This is a genomic window from Paragemmobacter amnigenus (genome assembly GCF_009908265.2).
Lineage (GTDB): Bacteria > Pseudomonadota > Alphaproteobacteria > Rhodobacterales > Rhodobacteraceae > Paragemmobacter > Paragemmobacter amnigenus.
The window spans coordinates 262,639-277,375 of the sequence record NZ_JAAATX020000003.1 but is presented as its reverse complement, the minus strand read 5'-3'; the positions used below and the strand labels follow the sequence as shown (position 1 = coordinate 277,375).

Annotated in this window: 15 protein-coding genes; 11 read left to right on the top strand and 4 right to left on the bottom strand. The window is 67.5% G+C overall.

The annotated features are described in order from the left end of the window. The first annotated feature begins 20 nt into the window (after positions 1-20). From GU927_RS05655 to GU927_RS05630, 6 genes are all read left to right on the top strand, one after another. On the top strand, positions 21-1,157 hold the full coding sequence (locus GU927_RS05655) for an ABC transporter substrate-binding protein (protein ID WP_161761366.1): 1,137 nt from the start codon (positions 21-23) through the stop codon (positions 1,155-1,157). Positions 1,158-1,244: 87 nt separating this feature from the next. Next, complete coding sequence (locus GU927_RS05650; RefSeq protein ID WP_161761463.1) at positions 1,245-2,117, top strand: branched-chain amino acid ABC transporter permease; 873 nt, start codon at positions 1,245-1,247, stop codon at positions 2,115-2,117. A gap of 2 nt (positions 2,118-2,119) precedes the next feature. Next, on the top strand, positions 2,120-3,076 hold the full coding sequence (locus tag GU927_RS05645) for a branched-chain amino acid ABC transporter permease (protein WP_161761365.1): 957 nt from the start codon (positions 2,120-2,122) through the stop codon (positions 3,074-3,076). Continuing rightward, positions 3,073-3,843, top strand: coding sequence for an ABC transporter ATP-binding protein (locus tag GU927_RS05640; protein ID WP_161761364.1), 771 nt, complete (start codon positions 3,073-3,075; stop codon positions 3,841-3,843). Before GU927_RS05645 ends, GU927_RS05640 begins: the two co-directional genes overlap by 4 nt. Further along, positions 3,830-4,531: an ABC transporter ATP-binding protein gene (locus tag GU927_RS05635; RefSeq protein WP_161761363.1), complete on the top strand. Its 702-nt coding sequence runs from the start codon at positions 3,830-3,832 to the stop codon at positions 4,529-4,531. Before GU927_RS05640 ends, GU927_RS05635 begins: the two co-directional genes overlap by 14 nt. Positions 4,532-4,533: 2 nt before the next feature. Continuing rightward, positions 4,534-6,474 (top strand): 3-hydroxyacyl-CoA dehydrogenase NAD-binding domain-containing protein, encoded by a 1,941-nt coding sequence (locus GU927_RS05630; RefSeq protein ID WP_161761362.1) that lies wholly within the window; start codon positions 4,534-4,536, stop codon positions 6,472-6,474. 57 nt (positions 6,475-6,531) lie between these two features. On the opposite strand, the gene GU927_RS05625 is transcribed toward GU927_RS05630, so the two are convergent. Continuing rightward, complete coding sequence (locus GU927_RS05625) at positions 6,532-6,990, bottom strand: MarR family winged helix-turn-helix transcriptional regulator (protein WP_161761361.1); 459 nt, start codon at positions 6,988-6,990, stop codon at positions 6,532-6,534. A 151-nt stretch (positions 6,991-7,141) separates the two neighbouring features. On the opposite strand from GU927_RS05625, the gene GU927_RS05620 reads away from it, so the two are divergent. The 4 genes from GU927_RS05620 (at position 7,142) to GU927_RS05605 (ending at position 11,190) form a co-directional block, all read left to right on the top strand. Next, positions 7,142-8,434, top strand: coding sequence for an MFS transporter (locus GU927_RS05620; protein ID WP_161761360.1), 1,293 nt, complete (start codon positions 7,142-7,144; stop codon positions 8,432-8,434). A 71-nt stretch (positions 8,435-8,505) separates the two neighbouring features. Beyond that, a complete protein-coding gene (locus GU927_RS05615; RefSeq protein WP_161761359.1) occupies positions 8,506-9,669 on the top strand; it encodes a M20 aminoacylase family protein in 1,164 nt (387 codons plus the stop codon). Between the two features lie 72 nt (positions 9,670-9,741). Then, on the top strand, positions 9,742-10,215 hold the full coding sequence (locus tag GU927_RS05610; RefSeq protein WP_232489131.1) for a DUF411 domain-containing protein: 474 nt from the start codon (positions 9,742-9,744) through the stop codon (positions 10,213-10,215). A 102-nt stretch (positions 10,216-10,317) separates the two neighbouring features. After that, positions 10,318-11,190, top strand: coding sequence for a PfkB family carbohydrate kinase (locus GU927_RS05605; protein ID WP_161761358.1), 873 nt, complete (start codon positions 10,318-10,320; stop codon positions 11,188-11,190). An 86-nt stretch (positions 11,191-11,276) separates the two neighbouring features. Here GU927_RS05605 and GU927_RS05600 read toward each other — a convergent pair whose 3' ends face one another. Genes GU927_RS05600 through GU927_RS05590 form a run of 3 tightly spaced genes read right to left on the bottom strand, consistent with a single transcriptional unit; the run spans position 11,277 to position 13,496 of the window. Next, on the bottom strand, positions 11,277-12,077 hold the full coding sequence (locus GU927_RS05600) for a 3-methyl-2-oxobutanoate hydroxymethyltransferase (RefSeq protein WP_217765537.1): 801 nt from the start codon (positions 12,075-12,077) through the stop codon (positions 11,277-11,279). Beyond that, positions 12,077-12,391, bottom strand: a complete 315-nt coding sequence (locus GU927_RS05595) for a MocE family 2Fe-2S type ferredoxin (RefSeq protein ID WP_161761356.1) — start codon at positions 12,389-12,391, stop codon at positions 12,077-12,079. Before GU927_RS05595 ends, GU927_RS05600 begins: the two co-directional genes overlap by 1 nt. A 10-nt stretch (positions 12,392-12,401) precedes the next feature. Further along, positions 12,402-13,496 (bottom strand): fatty acid desaturase family protein, encoded by a 1,095-nt coding sequence (locus tag GU927_RS05590; RefSeq protein ID WP_161761355.1) that lies wholly within the window; start codon positions 13,494-13,496, stop codon positions 12,402-12,404. A gap of 138 nt (positions 13,497-13,634) precedes the next feature. Here GU927_RS05590 and GU927_RS05585 point away from each other — a divergent pair, with 138 nt between their 5' ends. Beyond that, complete coding sequence (locus tag GU927_RS05585; RefSeq protein WP_161761354.1) at positions 13,635-14,666, top strand: substrate-binding domain-containing protein; 1,032 nt, start codon at positions 13,635-13,637, stop codon at positions 14,664-14,666. Positions 14,667-14,737 lie beyond the last annotated feature (71 nt).

The following is a 14,737-nucleotide window of genomic DNA, read 5'->3' as shown; positions in this document are numbered from 1 at the left end:
AACATCTCTGGGAGGAGATCATGAAGACCTTTCTGACCACAACCGCCCTTGTCGCGCTTGGCCTTGCCGCACCGGCGCTGGCCGAAATCCGGATCGGGGCGTCGATCTCGGCCACCGGTCCGGCGGCGTTCCTTGGCGATCCGGAACTGAAGACGCTGGAGATGCTGGTCGAGGAGCTGAACGCCAAGGGCGGCATCAATGGCGAGGAGATCGTTCTGGTCGCCTATGACGACAATGGCGATCCGAACAAGGCGCGCACCTTCGCCACCCGTCTGGTCGAGGATGACGAGGTCGTGGCGATCATCGGGGGCACCACCACGGGCACCACGATGTCGATCCTTGCCGTGGCGGAAGATGCGGAAATCCCCTTCATCTCGCTGGCCGGGGCCATCGACATCATCGACCCCGTCAAGCCCTTCACCTTCAAGACGCCGCATACCGACCGCATGGCCTGCCAGAAGATCTTTGAGGACATGCAGAAGAACGCGATCACGAAGATCGGCATGATCTCGGGCACCGACGGGTTCGGTGCGTCGATGCAGGCGCAGTGCAAGGCGGTGGCGCCGGATTACGGGATCGAGATCGTCGCGGACGAGACCTATGATCCGAAGGACGCCGACATGACGGCGCAGCTGACCAAGATCAAGGGCACCGAGGGCGTGCAGGCCGTGCTGAACCCCGGTTTCGGGCAGGGGCCGTCCATCGTGACGCGCAACTACAAGCAGCTGGATGTGGGCCTGCCCTTCTACCAGTCGCATGGTGTGGCATCGGACGGGTTCATCGAACTGGCCGGGGCCGAGGCGGCGGAAGGCGTGCGCCTGCCGGGGACGGCGCTGCTGGTGGCGGGGCTGCTGGCGGCGGACGATCCGCAAAAGCCGGTGGTCGATGCCTACAAGGCGGCCTTCGAGGAAAAGACGGGCACGCCGGTCGGCACCTTCGGCGGCTATGCCCATGACGCCTTCCTGATCCTGACCGATGCCATCGCGCGGGCGGGCGAGGCCGAACCGGCGGCGATCCGCGACGCGATCGAGGCGACGACCGGCCTTGCGGGCACCACGGGCGTCTACAGCTTCACGGCGGAAGACCACCTCGGGCTGGATCTGTCGGCCTTCCGGATGCTGGAGATCAAGGGCGGCCAGTGGACGCTGGTGGAGTGATCCATCCGCCGCGCCCCTGACGGGGGCGCGGCAACCCATATGGCAACCCGTTCGGGGGCCATCGCGGCGAGAGGCTGGGGAGCGACGATGTCGGAACTGCTGCAATTCCTTCTTTCGGGGGTGACGGTCGGCGCGGTCTATGCGCTGGTGGCCCTCGGGTTCACGATCATCTACAATGCGTCGGACGTGGTGAATTTCGCGCAGGGCGAATTTGTCATGCTGGGCGGGATGATCACGGTCTTTGCCCATGCCGCGGGGGCGCCGCTGCCGCTGGCCGCGCTGGCGGCGGTGGTGGCGACGGCGGGCCTTGGCGTGGCGATGAACAAGCTGGCGATCGAGCCTGCGCGGGGCGCGCCGGTCGTGTCGCTGGTCATCATCACCATCGGGGCGTCGATCTTCATCCGCGGCGCGGCGCAACTGGTCTTTGACAAGCAGATCCACAGCTTTCCGGCCTTTTCGGGCGATGATCCGTTCCGCATCCTTGGCGCGACGATCCTGCCCCAGAGCCTGTGGGTGATCGGCGGGGCGGTGGCGGTGTTCATCGGGCTGTGGCTGTTCTTCACCCGCACGCTGCTGGGGCGCGCGGTGCTGGCCACGTCGAACAACCGGCTTGCGGCGCAGCTTGTGGGGATCAACACGCCCTTCGTCATGACGCTGTCCTTCGCGCTGTCGGCGGGGATCGGGGCGCTGGCGGGGGTGCTGGTGACGCCCATCACCATGACCTCGTATGACGTCGGGCTTGCGCTGGCGCTGAAGGGCTTTGCCGCGGCGATGCTGGGCGGCATGGGCAATCCCAAGGGCGCGCTGGTGGGGGGGCTTTGCCTTGGCCTGCTGGAGGGGCTGACGGCGGGATACATCTCGTCCCAGTACAAGGATGCGGCGGCCTTCATCGTCATTCTGGCCGTGCTGTTCTTCCTGCCGCAGGGCCTGTTCGGACGCAAATCGACGGATCGGGTGTGACCATGCGACTGACCGTGAAATCGGCTACATTGCTGGGCCTTGTCGCGCTGATCGCGCTGGCACCGCTGTTCTTTCCTTCGGGCTTTTACTATCGCGTGGGGGCGCTGATCTTTGTCAACGGGCTGGCCGTGACGGGGATCGTGATCCTGACCGGATGGGCGGGGCAGATCAGCCTTGGCCATGCGGGATTTGCGGGGATCGGGGCCTATGCCTGCGCGCTGGCGCCGGTGCATTGGGGCCTGCATCCGGCGCTGGCCGTCGTGCTGGGCGCGGGGGTGTCGGCGGTTCTGGCATGGCTGGTGGGGCGGCCCATCCTGCGGCTGAAGGGCTATTATCTGGCCGTCGCCTCGCTGGGGATGGGCATCCTGATTTCCATGGTCCTGAACAACGAACGCGCGCTGACGCGGGGGCCGGACGGGATCGAGGTGGCCGAGCTGGGGTTGCGGGCCGTGCTGAAGGATGCGGGGCTGGAGCTGTCGAACGGGCAGTTCTGGTATTTCCTGTGTGGCCTCGTCCTGCTGGCGGGGGCGTGGCTGGCGCTGAACCTGCATGACAGCCCGACGGGGCGGGCGCTGCGGGCGCTGCACGGGTCCGAGGTCGCGGCGCGGACGGTGGGAATGGATGTGGCGCGGCTGAAGCTGCAGGCCTTTGTCATCTCGGCGGTCTATGCGTCGGTGTCGGGGTCGCTGCTGGCCTTGCAGAACAAGTTCATCACGCCGGATGTCGCGGGGTTCATGCATTCGGTCGAGATGGTGACCATGGCCGTGCTGGGCGGGGTCGGGTCGGTGTTCGGGGCGATCTTCGGGGCGGCGGTGCTGACGCTGTTGCCGCAGGTGCTGACGGTCTTTGCCGAATACGAGCAACTGGTTCTGGGCGCCGTGATGGTGCTGGTGATGATCTTCCTGCGCGAGGGAGTCGTGCCGTCGATCCTGCGGAAAATCCGGGGGGGTGGGGAATGACGCTGCTGTCGATCGAGGGGCTGGGCATCAGCTTTGGCGGGGTGCGGGCCGTGCATGACGTGTCCTTTGGCGTCAGGCCGGGAGAGATCGTGTCGGTGATCGGGCCGAACGGCGCGGGCAAGACCACGCTGTTCAACATGATCTCGGGCGTCTATCAGCCCGGCGCGGGCAAGGTCGTGCTGGAGGGCGAGGACGTCACCGCCATGTCGCCGCATCTGCTGGCGCGGCGGGGTATGTGCCGGACCTTCCAGAACCTGCAGGTCTTCCAGACGATGACGGTGCTGGAGAACGTGATTTCGGGCTATCACCTGCAGGAAAGCGGGTCGGTGCTGGCAGATCTTCTGAACCTGCCTGCCTCGCGCCGCCGCGCGCGGGCGGCAGAGGAGGGGGCGCGCGCGCTGCTCGGGCGTGTCGGGCTTGAGCGGGCGGCAGAGCGCGAGGCGGGAAGCCTGTCCTACGGGTCGCTCAAGCGGCTGGAGATCGCGCGGGCGATGGCTCTGAAGCCCAAGGTGCTGCTGCTGGACGAACCGGCGGCGGGCTGCAATGCCGTGGAGACCGAGGAAATCGACCACCTGATCGCAGAGATCGCGGCCTCGGGCGTGGCGATCCTGCTGGTGGAGCATGACATGAAGATGGTGATGCGGATTTCCAACCATATCGTCGTGCTGGACCATGGCGAGAAGATTGCCGAGGGCGACCCTGCCTCGGTCAGCCGCAATCCGGCGGTGATTGCCGCCTATCTGGGGGCCGAAGATGCTGCTGGTTGAAGGTCTGCGCGCCCGCTACGGGCGGATCGAGGTGCTGCACGGGATCGACCTTGCGGTGAATTCGGGCGAGATCGTCACGGTGATCGGGGCGAATGGCGCCGGCAAGACGACGCTTCTGCGCTGTCTGTCGGGGGTGCATCCGGTGGCGGGCGGATCGGTGACCTTTCGCGGCGAGGGGATGGCGGGCGTGCCCGCATGGCGGCGTGTGGGGCGCGGGCTGGCGCAGTCGCCCGAGGGGCGGCAGATCTTCACCAACCTAACGGTTGAGGAAAACCTGCGTCTGGGCGCCTATCTTTTCGCAGACGGGCGCGTGGAGAAGGACATGGAGGACGCCTTCCAGATGTTCCCCATCCTGAAGGAAAAGCGCAATCTGGCGGCGGGCGGCCTGTCGGGCGGGCAGCAGCAGATGCTGGCCATGGCGCGGGCGCTGATGGGGCGGCCGTCGTGCCTGTTGCTGGACGAACCGTCCATGGGACTTGCGCCGATCATCGTGGCGCAGATCTTCGACGTGGTGAAGGGTCTGAAGGCGCTGGACGTGACCGTGCTGCTGGTGGAACAGAATGCCTATGGTGCGCTGAAGATCGCGGATCGGGGCTATGTGATGGAAACGGGGCGGATCACGATGGAAGGGCCGGCGGCGGAACTGATCGCCGACCCGCGCATCCGCGAAGCCTATCTGGGGATTTGAAGATGGTCGTCAGCATCGAGCGCGAGGGCGATATCGCCGTCGTCACCGTGGACAACCCGCCGGTTAACGCGCTGGGTCAGGCGCTGCGGCAGGGGCTGTGGGATGCGGTGGGCGCGCTGGACGCCGATCCGGCGGTGCGGGCGGTCGTGCTGGTCTGCGCGGGGCGCACCTTCATCGCGGGGGCGGATGTGACCGAATTCGGCAAGCCCCCCGTGCCGCCGCATCTGCCCGATGTGGTGGACCGGATCGAGGGCGCGGCGAAGCCGTGGGTGGCGGCGATCCACGGATCGGCACTGGGCGGCGGGTTCGAGGTGGCGATGGGCTGCCGGTTCCGCGTGGCTGTCGAGGGCGCCTCGGTCGGGCTGCCCGAAGTGACGCTGGGCATCGTGCCGGGTGCGTCGGGGACGGTCAGGACGCCGCGTCTGGCGGGGAGCGAGGCCGCGGTGGATCTGGTCACCACGGGGCGGCCGGTGAAGGCGGCGAAGGCGCTGGCGCTGGGGCTGGTCGATGCGGTGGTTGCGGGCGATCTGCGCGGGGGCGCGGTTGGGTTTGCCCGCGCCGCGCTGGCAAAGCCGTTGCCACCCGCGGTTTCCGCGCGTCCCGTGGCCTCGCCCGATGCGGCGTGGTGGGAGGCGCAGCGCGCTGCCGTTGCCAAGCGGGCGAAGGGCGAGGTGGCGCCGCTGCGCGCGCTGGACTGTCTGCGTGTCGCGGCGGAGCGGCCCTTTGCCGAGGCGATGGCGCATGAGCGGGCGACCTTCCTTGACCTGCGCGGATCGGATCAGGCGGCGGCCCTGCGCCATATCTTCTTTGCCGAACGAGCCGCGCCGCGTCCTGCCCATCTGGCCGGTGCCACGGCACATCCGATCCGGTCCGCCGCTGTGATCGGCGGGGGCACGATGGGGGCGGGGATCGCCGCCGCGCTGCGCGATGCGGGGATTCCTGTCGTGCTGATCGAACGTGATGACGAGGCGGTGGCGCGGGGCCTTGCGAACCTGCGCGGCATCTTCGAGGGCGGGGTGAAGCGCGGCAAGCTGACCGAGGCGCAGGCGGCAGAGCGGATGGCCGGTGTCACGGCAGGCAGCGATTACGCGGCGCTGGCCGATACCGATCTGGTGATCGAGGCGGTGTTCGAGGAGTTGTCGGTGAAGCGCGCGGTCTTTGACCGGTTGGGGCAGGTGTGCCGCGCGGATGCGGTGCTGGCGACGAATACGTCCTATCTCGACCCGCGCCTGATCGCCGAGGGCCTGCCGAACGCTGCGCGCTTCATCGGGCTGCATTTCTTCAGCCCCGCCAATGTGATGAAGCTGCTGGAGATCGTGCCCACGCCCGAGACGTCGATTGACACGCTGGCGACGGGCTTTGCCCTTGCGCGCAGTCTGGGCAAAATCCCCGTGCAGGCCGGCATCTGCGAGGGGTTCATCGGCAACCGTATCCTGAAGCGCTATCGCGCCGAGGCCGAGGCTCTGGTGCGGCAGGGGGTGGCGATTGCGGCCATCGATGCGGCGATGCGGGCCGATGGTTTTGCCATGGGGCCCTTCGAGGCGCAGGATCTGGGCGGGCTGGACATCGCCTTTCTGCAGCGCGAGGGCGCGCGGGCGGCGGGGCAGCATGTGCCGGAAACGCTGGGCGACGTGCTGGTCCGTGCGGGACGCAAGGGGCAAAAGACGGGGGGCGGCTGGTACGACTATGCGCCGGGTGACCGCAAGCCCGTGGTGTCGGACCGCGTCGCGGCCCTGCTGGCCGAGCGGATCACGGGACGCAGCGAGATGGATGGCGGGGCGATTGCCGCGCATCTGACGGCCGCGATGGCGGAAGAGGGCAAGGCCATTCTTGCCGAAGGGATCGCGCTGAAGGCGTCGGACATCGATCTTGTCGAGGTTCACGGCTACGGCTTTCCGCGCTGGCAGGGCGGGCCGATGTTCAAGGCGGAGTTGGGCCGGTAAACGGCCGCCCCAAGGGCGCAGCGCAGCCGGAGCGGAACCCCGCCACGGGGTTCGCGGTCACTTCGTATAGCGGCGTTTGACTTCCTTGGGGAAACCTGTGGCCAGCCAGCCGCTGAGCTTGTCCAGCATCTGGCGGAATTCGGTCCGTTCGGCATCGCTGAGCGCCGAGAGGACAAGGTTTTCCATCTCGCGGCTGAGGGGGTCTGCCGCCTCGCGCAGGGATTTTCCGGCGGGTGTCACGTGGAGCAGGAAATGGCGGGCGTCGGCCTCGTCGATCTCGCGCCGGACAAGGCCCTGCTTGATCAGCCGCGACAGGATGCGCGAGGTGGCGGAACGTTCGAATTTCGTCTGCCGCGCAAGGCTTGTGAAGGTCACGCCCGGCTGGTCGTCAATCAGGCGCAGGACGCGCAATTCGTGGACGTTCAGACCGAATCGGTCCTTGAACAGACGGGCCGCAGCGCCGACCGCGTCTTCGGAAATGGAAGCCAACTGGTAGGTGACGCTTTCCCGCAGCATGGGATTTCTCCTTTTCGGCACAGTAGCCTGCGAAAATGATCTCTGGAAGATATATTTGCCAAACGAGATAATTGCAAAAACCAACAATATCGGGTAGCAACTGACCCCATTCGCACGTCTTGAGGAGCGTGCGGTCTTGGGAGGACATGATATGACAGCCATGATGGGGGCCAAGGCGGCCCCGACCGTGGGCAAGACGCGCCTGATCGCGGCCTGCACCATCGGCAATGCACTCGAATTCTACGACTTCGTGATCTACAGCTTCTTCGCCGCCACGATCGGCGCGCTGTTCTTTCCGTCGGAGAACCCGACGGTGCAGCTGTTGCTGTCCTTTGCCACCTATGGCGTGGGCTTCTTCCTGCGTCCGCTGGGCGGGATGATCCTTGGCTCTTATGCCGACCGCAAGGGTCGCAAGGCCGCGACGATCCTGACGCTGTTCCTGATGGCGCTGGGCACCGGCATGATCGGGCTTGCGCCGACCTATGCCGATATCGGCGTCTACGGGCCGATGCTGGTGGTGCTGGGCCGCCTGATCCAGGGCTTTTCGGCGGGCGGCGAAATCGGGGCCTCGACCACGCTTCTGGCCGAATGCGCGCCACCGGCCGAGCGCGGGTTCTTCGGAAGCTGGCAACTGGCAAGCCAGGGGATCGCGGTGATGGTGGCGGCGGGTCTGGCGCTGTCGATCAACACGCTGCTGACGCCCGAGCAGGTGCAGGACTGGGGCTGGCGCGTGCCGTTCCTTCTGGGCGTGATGATCGTTCCGGTCGGCCTGTGGCTGCGCCGCGCGCTGAAGGAAACCCATGCCAACGAAGCGAACGAGCAGACCAAGAAGGTCAGCGCGGTTTCGGTGGCCCTGAAGGCACATCTGTCGAAGATCACGGTCGGCGTGGCCGTCATCATCGGGGGCACGGCGGCCAATGCGGTGATCGTGCTTTACATGTCCACCTATGCCATCCGCCAGCTTGGCATGGCACCCACGACCGCGCTTCTGGCGGGGATCACGGCTGGCTTCGTCACCTTTGCGGTGGCCCCCCTTGCCGGTGCCCTGACCGACCGGATCGGTCGCAAGGTGGTGATCGCGACGGCCTATGCGCTTATCGCGCTGCTGATCTATCCGGCCTTCCTCGTCCTGAACGCCTTTCCGACGGTCGAGACGCTGCTGGCGGTCGTGATCGTGCTGGGCGCGCTGAACGCGGCGGGGGCAGCGCCGGTCATCCTGACGACGGCGGAAATCTTCCCCGTCGAGGTGCGCGCCACGGGCATGTCGCTGGTCTATGCGCTGGGTGTGGCGGTGTTCGGCGGCTTTGGCCAGTTCATCGTGACCTGGCTGATCGCAGCGACGGGCAGCCCGCTCGCCCCTGCGTGGTATGTGACGGCCTGCTGCATCTGCTCGCTCGTGGCGCTGCGGGCACTGCCCGAAACCTCGCGCATCAAGCTGACCTGAGAGGGTCGCATCCTGAACCCTGCCTGCGGGGGCGACCCCGCAGGCGGACTTTGCACCGGAGGCGCGGTCCCATGAACATCATCCCGGAAATCGCGGGCTTTGCAGAAGACCTGACGGCGCTGCGCTGTGACCTGCACGCCCATCCGGAGATCGGCTTCGAAGAGGTCCGCACGGCGGGTCTTGTCGCCGCGGCGCTGGAGGGCTGGGGGGTCGAGGTCCATCGCGGCATCGGCGGGACGGGCGTCGTCGGCGTGATCCGCGGCGCAGGCGCGGGGCGTCGGGTCGGGCTGCGTGCCGACATGGACGCGCTGCCGATGGAGGAGGCGACGGGGGTTGCCCATGCCTCTCGCATTGCGGGGCGGTTCCATGGCTGCGGGCATGACGGGCATACGGTCATGCTGCTGGGCGCGGCGCGCTATCTGGCGCAGACGCGGCGCTTTGCGGGCGAGGTGGTGGTGATCTTCCAACCCGCCGAGGAAGGGCTGGGCGGCGCGGCGCGCATGATCGCGGACGGGCTTTTCGCGCGCTTTCCCTGTGACGAGATCTATGGCCTGCACAACTGGCCCAGTGCGCCGCTGGGGCAGATCACCCTGAAGCGCGGCGTGGCCATGGCGGCGGCGGATTCCTTCGACATCACGATCCGAGGGCGGGGCGCGCATGGTGCCCAGCCGCAGAACGCGGTCGATCCTGTCATGGTGGCGACAGCCGTGACGCAGGCCCTGCAGACCATCGTCAGCCGGAATGTCGATCCGTTGCGGACGGCGATCCTGTCGGTCACGCGGCTGCTGGCGGGATCGGCCTATAACGTGATCCCCGAAACGGCACATGTCGGTGGCACGATCCGCACCTTTGACGCCGCAACGCGCGCGCTTGTCGTGGGGCGACTGGCCGAGCTGGCGGAAGGCATCGCGCGGGGCTTTGGCGCGCGGGCCGAGGTGGAGGTGACAAGCCGCTTTTCCGCGCTGGTGAATTCCGAACCACAGGCAGAGGCGGCGATGGACGTGGCGCGCGCCATCGTGGGCGAGGGGCTGGCCCTTTATGATGACGAGCCCAAGACCGGCAGCGAGGATTTCGCCGACATGCTGCAGGTCGTACCGGGGGCCTATCTGCTGCTGGGGCAGGGGGAGGGGCCGCCGCTGCACAATCCGGCCTATGATTTCAACGATGCGGTGATCCCCGTCGGGGCGACGCTGCTGGCGCGGATTGCCGAGGCGAGGACGGCACCGGCGGGCTGAGCCGGTAAAGCGGCTGTGTATCGCGCTTGGCGCGGGCATGGGTTAGCCTGATGGCCCGATGCGAGGTATGCCATGAACCCGATCCGACCGAACCGCCGCTCTGTGATCCTGACCGGTCTTGCGCTGGCCATTGCACCGGCCTTGCCGGTGCGGGCGGGGGCCCTTGCGATGCAGGTGGCCAAAGACCCCGACTGCGGCTGTTGCGCCGACTGGGTCGCGATACTGCAAGAGGCGGGCTTTGCCGTGTCGGTGGAGGAGATGGATCCCGCCGCGCTGCAGGACCGCAAGGCCGCCGCGGGGATACCGGAGGCGATGCGGTCCTGCCATACGGGCCTGATCGAGGGGTATGCGGTCGAGGGGCATGTGCCCGTCCGCGACATCCTGCGCCTGCTGGACGAGCGTCCGGAGGCTGTCGGTCTGGCCGTGCCGGGCATGCCCTTCGGATCACCGGGGATGGGGCCCGAGGACCAGCGCGAGGCCTATGACGTGTTCCTGATCCGCGCGGACGGGTCGTCCGAGGTCTTTGCCAGCTACGCGGCCGCCTGAGGCGGGTGTCGAAACCCGCCGCGCGGGCCTGTTCTTTGTGCGCGCGCGCGGGCATGATCCTGCGCGTATCCGCCCCGCGACGGGCGGGGTCCGGAGGGAAGCATGTCCACAGGCGCTGTCGTTCTGGTCGCGGGATCGCTGCACCATGACATCATGATCGAGGCGGACCGCCTGCCGCGTGTCGACGAAACGGCGGTGGGGCGGCGGTGGTATCCGAAATTCGGCGGAAAGGGCGGCAATCAGGCCGTGGCTGCGGTTGCGGCAGGCGCGCGCGGGCGGATGTTCGGGGCGGTGGGGCGCGACGGGTTCGGGGACTATCTTCTGGCCGCGCTGGATACCGGCGGGGTGGACCGCCGCTTTGTACAGACGGTCGCGGGCGTCGGGTCGGGGATGAGCGTCGCGGTGGTCGAAGCCGGCGGGGACTATGCCGCGACGATCGTGTCGGGCGCAAACCTGCATCTGGACGTGGCGGGTCTGGAAGACCCCGCGCTCTGGGAGGGCGTGGCGGTTCTGGTCCTGCAGAACGAGGTGCCCGAGGCGATCAACCTTGCCGCGGCGCAGGCGGCGCGGGGGCGGGGTGTGCGGGTGATCCTGAACGCTGCCCCCGCGCGGAGCCTGTCCATTCCGCTGCGGCGGCTGGTGGATGTGCTGGTCGTGAATGCCGTCGAGGCCGAGATGATGGGCGGCGGGGCGGTGTCGGACCGCGCGGGCGCGCTGGCGGCGGCACGGGTGCTGGCGGCGGCGGGGGGGGATGTGATCGTGACGGCAGGCGGGCAGGGGCTGGCCGCGGTGATGGTCGGCGGAGAGGCCTTCGACCTGCCCGCGCGCAAGGTCGACGTGGTCAGCAGCCACGGGGCGGGGGATTGCTTCATCGGCACGCTTGCCGCTGCCTTGGCGGGCGGGGCGGGGCTGCGTCCCGCCTGTGACCGCGCGGCCGAGGCCGCGGCGCGGCACGTCTCGCGCGCGGCACCCTGAACGGGTCGGGCACTGGTGCCTGTCCGGTTGCGGAAAAGGGGCCGGTGCACGGGCAGGGCTGCCCGCACACCGGCAGGGAGGAACCGTCAGGCGACGCGGTCCAGCCAGTCGCGGAAGGCTGCGACGACATCGGCATCGCTGTCGACAAGATGCTGGGGGGCGGGATAGTCGCCGCCATGCACGTCGTCGGCAAAGGCGCGCATGGCCGCGATGCGCTTGTCCTGAAGCCGTGCGTATTCGCCCGCGAAATCGGCATAGACCTTGGCGTGGCGCGGGATGTGGCCGGTGTTCTGGCCCAGCACGTCATCGGTGAACAGGTATTGCGCGTGCCCGCCCGCGCCCGCGCCCATCGAGATGAGGAAAAGGCCCGTCCGTTCCGCGATGGCCTGCGTGATGGAATGGGGGACGACCTCGATCTCGACCGCGAAGGCGCCCGCCTCTTCCAGAGCCTTGCACTGGTTCCAGACAAGTTGCGCGGTTTCCAGCGTCTTGCCCACCGCCTTGAACCCGCCGGTCCAAGTGCGTTTCGACGGGATCAGCCCGACATGGCCGCAGACGGGAAGGCCGTGATCGGCCATGGCGCGCACGGTTTGCAGCGAGCCCGAGCAGTAAAAGCCGTCTGCCCCGTGTTTATAAAGCGGGAAGGCCCATTTCAGGAAATCGGCAGTATCCCCGATTTCGTAGAAGTTTTCGCCCGGAAAGGCGAAGGCGGTGGGGGCCACCTCGCGGAAGCGGCGGTCGAGGATCATCGACGGTGGCACCGACAGGAGTTCGACGCCGGCCTTTTCGGCGGCCTCTGCCTCTTCCAGCGTTTCGACGCGGAGCATGGCGAACTGGTGCTTGCCGCGCTGGTCCAAGAGGTCGCGGACGGTCAGGCGGGCGGGCATCACGGCACCTCGATATAGACGTCGGTGCCGTCGACCCTGACCGGATAGGTCCGCAGGTTGACGCAGACGGGGGCGCGTTTGGCTTCGCCCGTGCGATAGTCGAACTGGCCGTTATGTTTTGGGCATTCGATCAGGTGGCCCATCACGAGGCCGTCGCAGAGGTGGATGTTCTCGTGCGTGCAAAGCCCGGCGGTGGCGAAGAAGTCGCCTTCGGGGGAATGGTAGATGGCATAGGTCGCACCGCCATGGTCGAAGCGGATCAGATCCTCTTCGTCGATGTCATCGGTGGCGCAGGCGCGGATCCATTGGGGCATTGGGTGGTCCTCATTCGGCGGGAAGGGCGTCGGGCAGGTCGCCCAAGGCGGCGCGGTGGAAATCCTCGCGATAGGGTTTCGCGGTGGGGGGCAGGTCGCGTTTGAGGAAGTAATCCTCGTAAGCCAACTGGCGGCGCAGGGCGGGCCACATCTCGGCGAAGGCCGACGCGATGGAGCGGTTGGGCGCGGGCAGGTCGTGCTTGATGACCTCGTGCAGGCGCGGGAGAGCGTGATAGGGGACCATCGGGAACATGTGGTGTTCCACGTGGTAGTTCATGTTCCAGTAGATGAAGCGGCTGATCGGGTTCATGTAGACGGTGCGGGAATTCAGCCGGTGGTCGATGACGTTGTCGGCCAGCCCGCCGTGCTGCAGCAGGCCCGTCATGATGTGGTGCCATGCGCCATACATGCGGGGCAGGCCGATCACCATCAGCGGCAGGATGGAGCCGGTCGCAACCGCGGTGGCGGCGGTGGCCGCGTAGATCGCGGTGTAGACGATCGCCACACGCTGCACCTTGGCCCATTCGGATTGCGGGACGAAGGTGCGTTCTTCCGCCGTGGGGCCGGACAGGGCGTTGCGGATCATGCGGGGGAAGAAGTCGATCACGTCCGGGATGCCGAAGAAGGCGCCGATCAGCCTGACGAAGGCGGGGGGGCGCATGATGGCGATTTCGGGGTCGCGGCCGACGATGTAGGTGTCGGTGTGGTGGCGGGCATGGCTCCACCGCCATGTCGCCGAATTGCGCATGATCATGAAGGAGGCAATTTCATAGACGGCGTTGTTCATCCACGCAGTCCGGAAGGCGGTGCCGTGGCCGCATTCGTGCCAGCGCGAATCGGAGGCAGACCCGTAGAGGACGCCATAGGCAGCCCAGAAGGGAACGCACCACCACGTCCCCCAGAACGCGATGCCACCGGCGGCAAAGGCGATCATGCAGCCGTAAAGGATCATCGTGTCGCGGATCGCGGGCTGGTCCGAGCGCTGCATCAACTCTTTCATCACCTTGCGGGGGACATCTGTGTGATACCACTCCGCCGCGGCAAGTCCGGTCTCGACGGCGCGGGCACCATCGGGGCCGAGAAGGCTATAATCTCTCTTGGACATCTCTGTGCTCTCCTCTGGGGGGCGCTTTCGGGGAAGATTAGAACAGTCGTTCCGCCGTCCGGTAGGAGGATTGCTGGACGGCAGGGACGTTTTCGTCATAGTGGTGGGCAGGTTTGACGAAAAAACATCAGGTGCGGGATGGCAAGACGTCCGGGAATGGCCGCGCTGGCGGCGGCGGCGGGTGTGTCGGTGGCGACGGTGGACCGGCTACTAAACGGGCGCGAGCAGGTGTCGGCCGCGACCCGGACGCTGGTGCTGGAGGCCGCGCTGCGGATCGGGCATCCGGCGGCGGCGCGGTTGATGGCGGGGGGCGGGGTTTCGGTTCCGACGATCCGCTTCGGGGTTCTGCTGCACAAGCAGGGGCAGGAATTCTACCAGAACATGGCGGCCGAGTTCCGCGCGGCCATGTCGCTGTTGCCGGGGGTGAAGGGGCAGATGGAGCTCGACTTTGCGGCCAGCCAGTCGCCCAGCGAGGTGGCAGGTCTGCTGCGCGCCATGGCGGGGCGTTGTGACGTCATTGCCGCGACGGCGGTCAACCACCCCGAGATCACCGCGACGGTCGAGGAGTTGCGCGCGCGGGGCGTGCCCGTCTTTTCCCTGCTGTCCGATTTCGCCCAAGGCGTGCGCGCGGGTTATGTCGGGCTGAACAATCTGAAGGTCGGGCGGACGGCGGGATGGATGATTTCCCTGTCGGCCAAGGGAGCGGGCAAGGTCGCACTGATCGTCGGCGGGGCGCGCTGGCATGGGCATGACCTGCGCGAGACGGGGTTCCGCACCTTTCTGCGCGAGGAGCGGCCCGATCTGGATGTTCTGGACACGATCGTCAACCTCGAGACGCGTCAACTGACCTTGGAAACCACGCGGGGTCTTCTGAACCGCCATCCCGATCTGCGGGGCATCTATGTCGCGGGCGGCGGGATGGAGGGCGCCATCGCCGCGCTGCAACAGGCGCGCAAGCCGGGCGAGGTGGCCTTGGTGGTCAACGAGTTGACGACGGAATCGCGGGCAGGACTGGCGCAGGGATGGGTGACGCTGGTCGATGCGACGCCGCTGCCCGATCTGTGCCGCGAGGTGCTGGGGTTGATGGTCCGCGCGGTGCGGGACGGCGGCGCGGGCGGGGCGGGGCAGGTGTTTCTGCCGATCCAGTTGCACGTGGCCGAGTCGGTCTGATCGCCGTTCAGGTCCCGCCCGCGCCGGATTCGACACGACCGCCGCCTGTGCCGCCGCCTGTGCCGAAGGCT

What these genes read in the sequence shown, in the direction of transcription:
- GU927_RS05655 (WP_161761366.1), top strand. Translation starts at nt 21, where the DNA reads ATGAAGACCTTTCTGACCACAACCGCCCTTGTCGCGCTTGGCCTTGCC.
- GU927_RS05650 (WP_161761463.1), top strand. Translation starts at nt 1,245, where the DNA reads ATGTCGGAACTGCTGCAATTCCTTCTTTCGGGGGTGACGGTCGGCGCG.
- GU927_RS05645 (WP_161761365.1), top strand. Translation starts at nt 2,120, where the DNA reads ATGCGACTGACCGTGAAATCGGCTACATTGCTGGGCCTTGTCGCGCTG.
- GU927_RS05640 (WP_161761364.1), top strand. Translation starts at nt 3,073, where the DNA reads ATGACGCTGCTGTCGATCGAGGGGCTGGGCATCAGCTTTGGCGGGGTG.
- GU927_RS05635 (WP_161761363.1), top strand. Translation starts at nt 3,830, where the DNA reads ATGCTGCTGGTTGAAGGTCTGCGCGCCCGCTACGGGCGGATCGAGGTG.
- GU927_RS05630 (WP_161761362.1), top strand. Translation starts at nt 4,534, where the DNA reads ATGGTCGTCAGCATCGAGCGCGAGGGCGATATCGCCGTCGTCACCGTG.
- GU927_RS05625 (WP_161761361.1), bottom strand. Translation starts at nt 6,990, where the DNA reads ATGCTGCGGGAAAGCGTCACCTACCAGTTGGCTTCCATTTCCGAAGAC.
- GU927_RS05620 (WP_161761360.1), top strand. Translation starts at nt 7,142, where the DNA reads ATGACAGCCATGATGGGGGCCAAGGCGGCCCCGACCGTGGGCAAGACG.
- GU927_RS05615 (WP_161761359.1), top strand. Translation starts at nt 8,506, where the DNA reads ATGAACATCATCCCGGAAATCGCGGGCTTTGCAGAAGACCTGACGGCG.
- GU927_RS05610 (WP_232489131.1), top strand. Translation starts at nt 9,742, where the DNA reads ATGAACCCGATCCGACCGAACCGCCGCTCTGTGATCCTGACCGGTCTT.
- GU927_RS05605 (WP_161761358.1), top strand. Translation starts at nt 10,318, where the DNA reads ATGTCCACAGGCGCTGTCGTTCTGGTCGCGGGATCGCTGCACCATGAC.
- GU927_RS05600 (WP_217765537.1), bottom strand. Translation starts at nt 12,077, where the DNA reads ATGCCCGCCCGCCTGACCGTCCGCGACCTCTTGGACCAGCGCGGCAAG.
- GU927_RS05595 (WP_161761356.1), bottom strand. Translation starts at nt 12,391, where the DNA reads ATGCCCCAATGGATCCGCGCCTGCGCCACCGATGACATCGACGAAGAG.
- GU927_RS05590 (WP_161761355.1), bottom strand. Translation starts at nt 13,496, where the DNA reads ATGTCCAAGAGAGATTATAGCCTTCTCGGCCCCGATGGTGCCCGCGCC.
- GU927_RS05585 (WP_161761354.1), top strand. Translation starts at nt 13,635, where the DNA reads ATGGCAAGACGTCCGGGAATGGCCGCGCTGGCGGCGGCGGCGGGTGTG.